Genomic DNA, 5,515 nt, shown 5'->3' on the forward strand with positions numbered 1-5,515 from the left:
TTCATGTTTTTTTTTCTGCTTCGTTCAGTTATCAAAAATTTCGGTGTCGACCCAAACCCAACAACCTAGATAGGCGTTTTCGCATTTATCGTGAAACGCTTTCGCGTTTTTCGTGCGCCGCTTGACCCATCTGCAGCGTCACCAAGCCCAACGAGCGAATCCCATTCCAGTTTTTTTACCGTTACCTTACGAAAGAACTTTCTTACAATGACATGCAAATTGAAAACTTTCTCCAGAATTTCTTTCGTCTTTTTCAAACTTGCTGTTACATCTTTATTAGTGATTTGGTTCACCTTATGCTCAGGATTTTCAGGATCTGAATCTCCCATATGTGAATGACTTTTAACCACGACACTTGGTGAATCATCATCAATCTTTATTAATGGAACATTGATTTTATACTTAATTACAAACCATACCCGAAACTCTATCATTAAATCATCATTGTCATTATGATGATAATAATTTACAATAATCGTTAATTTCGTAAGAATTATGATAATGAATAAGACCAATAAGATGGATAAGGTTAGCCAAAGCCAAAACAATTAGTTCACAACCTTTCAGCCTATTATTATTTACTTTTATAATAAAAATAAACCTGTCAACACGATGTTGACAGGTTTGATTTTTTCGAATTTATCGTTCTGTATGAATAACAGTTGTATCTGTGAAAAGGTCATGCAGCCCTTGCTTTTTCGGTAAAAAGGCAACAAGACAATAGCCGATGATAACGGTTGCTGATATAAAACGGCCGATCCATTCGCGAAGAAGAACCGTTCCCCAAGATAATTTATCACTTTTCAAGTCAATTACCTTTAAGCCAAAGACCATTTTTCCAAGCGTTTGCTTAAAATATTTTGTCATCAAGACAAAATATAAATAAAAGATAACCGCTGATGCTATCGAAATAGGAGCAAACATGTTAAATTCCGATAAGGAAATATCAAGCGCCCGAAATAATGGATTGATCAACAACCTGCCGATACTCCCCACGACAATTAAATCAAGCAGGTAGGCCCAAAAACGCATCCAGAAACCTGCATAACGCACCGGGAAGCTTTGCAAAACCGGGTCTGGAATTCTGTCCTCTTCAGAAGGGGGATTAGCAGCACTATGGTCATCTATCTGATTTGACGCAGATTCATTTGTCATTTCTTGATTATCATTTGTTTCCATTCGCTTCGCCCCCCTTATTCCGCATATAAGTACATCAGGCGTGGTGAATTAGGCTTGGAAAGAATTTTCATAAGTCCTGCCATTTCCACATTATCACTGATTAGTTTTTTTGCCTGAAACGTAAATAATGAGCCAAAACCTAGATCATCCGAATAACGGATAACCTTTGCCCCTTTAAGCTTCTCCTGTTTTTTCATTTGGTCGATCACATCTTCTAAATAGCCAAAATCATCAATAAGCTTAATTTCCTTTGCCTGACGGCCATCGTATACCCGGCCATCCGCAATCTTTTTCACTTCATCCACACTCATATGGCGGCCCTCCGAAATGACCTTAACAAATCCTTCATAGGAATTATCAATCATCTTTTGTAAAATTGCCCGCTCATCCTCTGTCATTTCTCTCGTTGGACTCATGATATCTTTATACTTACCACTTTTAATCGTGACAAAATCTACACCATATTTATCAGCCAATCCCTTGTAATTATATCCTTCCATTATGACGCCTAGCGAGCCGGTTAAGGTTTCCGGACTGGCGAAAATCTTTTTCGCTGCCGTTGAGATATAATAACCTCCTGAAGCGGCCATCGAACCCATCGAAATATAGACCGGTTTTTTACTGTCCTTTTGGAGATCAACCAGCTTGTCGTGAATTTCTGCGCTTTCCACAACACCGCCTCCTGGTGAATTTACTCTAATAATGACGCCCTTAACCGTATCGTCCTCTTTCAGATAGTTTAACTTTTTCAGAAAATCTTGATGATTATAACCTGCGCTTTGCAAAAATGACCCTGTTTCGCCAGTATCTTGGATGACACCATCGACATCAAGAATCACGATTTTCTTTAATTCGCTGCCATCTTTGACAACTTCCTCCGTAAAGGACTGTTCGGATGCAGCCATGAAATCGGTGAAATCCGTTTCTATTCCTTTAAATGCGAATGCCGATAAAAAATTAATAACAACCGAAACAAAAAATAATGCGGCAGCAATCCCAAGTGCGGCCCATCTTTTTCCATTCATATGTATTTCCCCCTTCTGTCTTCCGTCTAAAAATCACATTCTTTCATATTGTTTCAAAAAAGTGCTAAACTAATTTTAGACTATCATTATTTTATCAAAGTTTAATTTCCAAATGTTACATTTATTATCATCTTTACATAGGAGGCCTAGGAAATGGAAAAACGACGCAATATTTATTTATATCACAAACGGGATGCGGACATGCTGTCAAAAGCGGCTCCCTTAATCGAATTGGCTGAACGCTATGGATTTACGATTGTTAAAGATTATCGTAAGGCAAATATTATTGCCAGCCTCGGGGACGATGGCACATTTCTACAGGCTGTTAGGAAAACAGGCTTTCGTGATGACTGTCTTTATTTTAGGAGTTTCAACGCAAAACAGTTTAAGTATGTACTGTGATTTTCGAATCAGCGATACGTCAAAAATGATTGAAACAATGACCTCTAGTGAACATATCGAAGTCCGCCGTTATCCATTAATTGAAGTGGACGTGGATGGTAAAGGGACTTTCCCGTGTTTAAACGAATTCAGCATTCGCTCCTCTATTATTAAAACACTCGTCATCGATGTATTTGTTGACGAGCTCCATTTAGAAACGTTCCGCGGGGATGGACTCGTTGTTGCAACACCAACTGGAAGTACCGCATATAATAAGTCGGTAAATGGTTCGATTGTTGACCCGCTCCTTTCTTGCATGCAGGTTAGTGAGGTCGCTTCTGTGAATACGAACCGTTACCGTACACTTGGCTCTTCTTTTATCGTCGGGGCTGAGCGATCACTAACCCTTAAGGTCGTATCAGAAGGCAATGATTATCCGACAATGGGTATGGACAATGAAGCCTTAAGCATCCGTTATACGGATAAAATTAAAATTAAAATTAGTGACAAAAAGATTAAAACCTTAAAATTAAAGGACAACTCCTTCTGGGATAAAGTGAAGCGGACATTCTTATAAAGTAAAAAAACCTTACCCGTTCTGCGGATAAGGTTTTTCTTTAAAGAGTCGCCTGTTTTTCATTTTTAAATTCTTTTTTAGGCAATAGCTTACTTTTCGATAATGAATATATGGTTAAGGCCGACCAAATAAATAGAAAGGCTAAAAGTTGTGTTTTTGTGAAATGCTCCTGATATACAAAAACACCTAAAATAAGGGTTAATGTTGGTGCGATGTATTGGAGAAAGCCAAGTAAGGAGAGTGGAATTTTCTGTGCCCCCTTTGCAAAATAAAGAAGCGGCACGGCAGTTGCAACTCCTGCACCAATCAATAATAAGTCTGTTCCTACGCTCGCTGTTAAAAAGGAATTCGACCCTTGTACAAATAAGAAAATCACGTAAATAGCAGCAATCGGCGAAACGACAAATGTTTCCAATGTTAAGCCAACCGCAGAATCCACATTAATCAGCTTTTTAGCCAATCCATAGACAGCAAAGGTTAAGGCCAAGGAAATTGAAATCCAAGGGAAAGATCCATGCGAAAACGTCATGATTAATACCCCTATTGCAGCTAAAATGAACGAGCCATATTGGTATATAGTTAATTTCTCCTTCAACACAAGCATTCCCAATAAAATGCTGACAAGGGGATTAATATAATACCCTAGGCTTGCTTCAATCATGTGACCGCTATTCACTGCCCAAATATAAATAAACCAATTGCCGCTAATGATCAAGGAGGCGATCGCCAATGCGTAGATTTGCCTTTGATTTTGGGCAAATCCTTTTAAGGTACGGACTAATAATCCCCACTTTTTCGTAAAGAAAAGAACGATCAGCATAAAAGTAAACGACCAAAAAATGCGGTTTGCCAGAATCTCCAGTGCATTTACATGTTCTAAAAGCTTCCAATAAATTGGCAGCAATCCCCAAATGAAAATAGGAAAAACCGGCATAAATGGTTCCCGTCTGTGTATCTGTTTTTTTCATCTGTCTCCACGAGCCCCTATTCTTTCTAGTTTCGAAATATCTCCATTATAACGTGAAAAGTAAATAATAGGGGAGTTTATTTATGGAAACTTCTTCAATATAAGAAAAGCGCAAGCGCCCTGGTCAGCGGCGTATGGCCTGGAGCACTCCAACTGAGATAAAGGAAACACGAAGAGCCGGAGGCGCATTCGTGCTTGACTTATCGTAGGGCGGAGTGCGAAGGACACTAGCCGCTAGGGCTTGGAGCTAGACATTTCTCAAAGTCGAAATTTTATACTTTCTTATCTGTGAAAATAAACAAGCAGCCGATATTGCGGCCAGCTTGTTTTCATAAAATTATTTTACTGATTCCATTTCTTTTTGGCGCAGCTCAATTCGGCGAATTTTCCCTGAGGTTGTTTTCGGAAGCTCTGTCAAATACTCAATTTTCCTTGGATATTTGTACGGTGCAGTAAGTGTTTTTACATGCTCCTGCAAGGTTTTCGTTAAATCAGGATCAGCTGCGTCGATATCTTCTTGTAAGACAACGAATGCTTTGACAATAAAGCCGCGAATTTCATCCGGACTTGCAACAACGGCACACTCTTTTACAAATGGATGTTTGACGAGGGCATCTTCTACTTCAAACGGTCCAATCGTGTAGCCCGAGCTAATAATAATGTCATCACCGCGGCCTTCGAACCAAAAATAGCCTTCCTCGTCCATTTTTGCTTTATCACCTGTCACATAATAATCACCGCGGAACTGCATCGCCGTTCTTTCCGGATCTTTATAGTAGTTTTTAAACAAGGCAGGTGTTTCCACATGAACCGCAATATCACCAACCTCTCCGACCGCACAAACCTGACCCTCATCATTAATAATTTCAACTCTGTTTCCAGGTGTCGGCTTGCCCATTGACCCTGGTTTCAATTCCATGCCTTTTGTTACACCGACAAGAAGGGTATTTTCGGTTTGCCCATAGCCGTCGCGGACATCAATGGTAAAATACTTTCTAAAGGTTTCAATCACCTCACGATTTAACGGCTCACCCGCTGAAACAGCACTGTGAAGGTTTGGTAATTGATAGTCGGATAAATTGTCTACCTTTGCCATTAATCGATACTCAGTCGGTGTACAGCAAAGCACATTGACATCATATTTTTGCAGCAGGCTTAAATATTTCTTCGGTTCAAATTTTCCGTTATAGACTAAACCAGTGCCGCCTGAGCCAAGAACGGATAGGAACGGACTCCAAATCCATTTTTGCCAGCCAGGGCCTGCAGTTGCCCAATGAAGCGGCGCACGAAAAACGCGAAAGCGTTTCACGATAAATGCGAAAACGCCTATCTAGGTTGTTGGATTTTGGGCTCATACGGCTTCAAGAACGGTCCAGGACAGGCACA

The 5,515-nt window shown here is 40.0% G+C and carries 6 protein-coding genes and 1 pseudogene; 2 read left to right on the forward strand and 5 right to left on the reverse strand.

Annotated elements, in window-relative coordinates; translation table 11 throughout:
- Positions 1-65: 65 nt before the first annotated feature.
- The 3 genes from ACO1D1_RS28090 to sppA all read right to left on the reverse strand — a co-directional run bounded on the left by ACO1D1_RS28090 (position 66) and on the right by sppA (position 2,204).
- A complete protein-coding gene (locus tag ACO1D1_RS28090; protein ID WP_423337743.1) occupies positions 66-548 on the reverse strand; it encodes a hypothetical protein in 483 nt (160 codons plus the stop codon).
- Positions 549-639: 91 nt separating this feature from the next.
- Positions 640-1,155 (reverse strand): RDD family protein, encoded by a 516-nt coding sequence (locus tag ACO1D1_RS28095; protein ID WP_423337747.1) that lies wholly within the window; start codon positions 1,153-1,155, stop codon positions 640-642.
- A gap of 38 nt (positions 1,156-1,193) precedes the next feature.
- Positions 1,194-2,204: a signal peptide peptidase SppA gene (gene sppA / locus ACO1D1_RS28100; protein ID WP_149871249.1), complete on the reverse strand. Its 1,011-nt coding sequence runs from the start codon at positions 2,202-2,204 to the stop codon at positions 1,194-1,196.
- A gap of 153 nt (positions 2,205-2,357) precedes the next feature.
- Here sppA and ACO1D1_RS28105 point away from each other — a divergent pair, with 153 nt between their 5' ends.
- Positions 2,358-2,606: a hypothetical protein gene (locus ACO1D1_RS28105; RefSeq protein ID WP_423337744.1), complete on the forward strand. Its 249-nt coding sequence runs from the start codon at positions 2,358-2,360 to the stop codon at positions 2,604-2,606.
- Positions 2,551-3,162, forward strand: coding sequence for an NAD kinase (locus ACO1D1_RS28110; protein ID WP_423337745.1), 612 nt, complete (start codon positions 2,551-2,553; stop codon positions 3,160-3,162). Before ACO1D1_RS28105 ends, ACO1D1_RS28110 begins: the two co-directional genes overlap by 56 nt.
- Before the next feature lie 40 nt (positions 3,163-3,202).
- Here ACO1D1_RS28110 and rarD read toward each other — a convergent pair whose 3' ends face one another.
- Entirely contained in the window at positions 3,203-4,066 is an 864-nt protein-coding gene (gene rarD, locus ACO1D1_RS28115; protein WP_423337746.1) for an EamA family transporter RarD, read from the reverse strand.
- A 400-nt stretch (positions 4,067-4,466) separates the two neighbouring features.
- Positions 4,467-5,402 (reverse strand): annotated as a pseudogene (locus ACO1D1_RS28120) (AMP-binding protein); the annotation flags it as partial.
- Positions 5,403-5,515: the final 113 nt, after the last annotated feature.

Origin of the sequence: Neobacillus sp. 19 (assembly GCF_049463095.1) — a bacterium.
In the GTDB taxonomy this organism is placed as follows: domain Bacteria; phylum Bacillota; class Bacilli; order Bacillales; family Cytobacillaceae; genus Neobacillus.

Coding starts and splice junctions, on each gene's coding strand:
- ACO1D1_RS28095 (WP_423337747.1), bottom strand. CDS start 1,155: ATGACAAATGAATCTGCGTCAAATCAGATAGATGACCATAGTGCTGCT.
- sppA (WP_149871249.1), bottom strand. CDS start 2,204: ATGAATGGAAAAAGATGGGCCGCACTTGGGATTGCTGCCGCATTATTT.
- ACO1D1_RS28105 (WP_423337744.1), top strand. CDS start 2,358: ATGGAAAAACGACGCAATATTTATTTATATCACAAACGGGATGCGGAC.
- ACO1D1_RS28110 (WP_423337745.1), top strand. CDS start 2,551: ATGACTGTCTTTATTTTAGGAGTTTCAACGCAAAACAGTTTAAGTATG.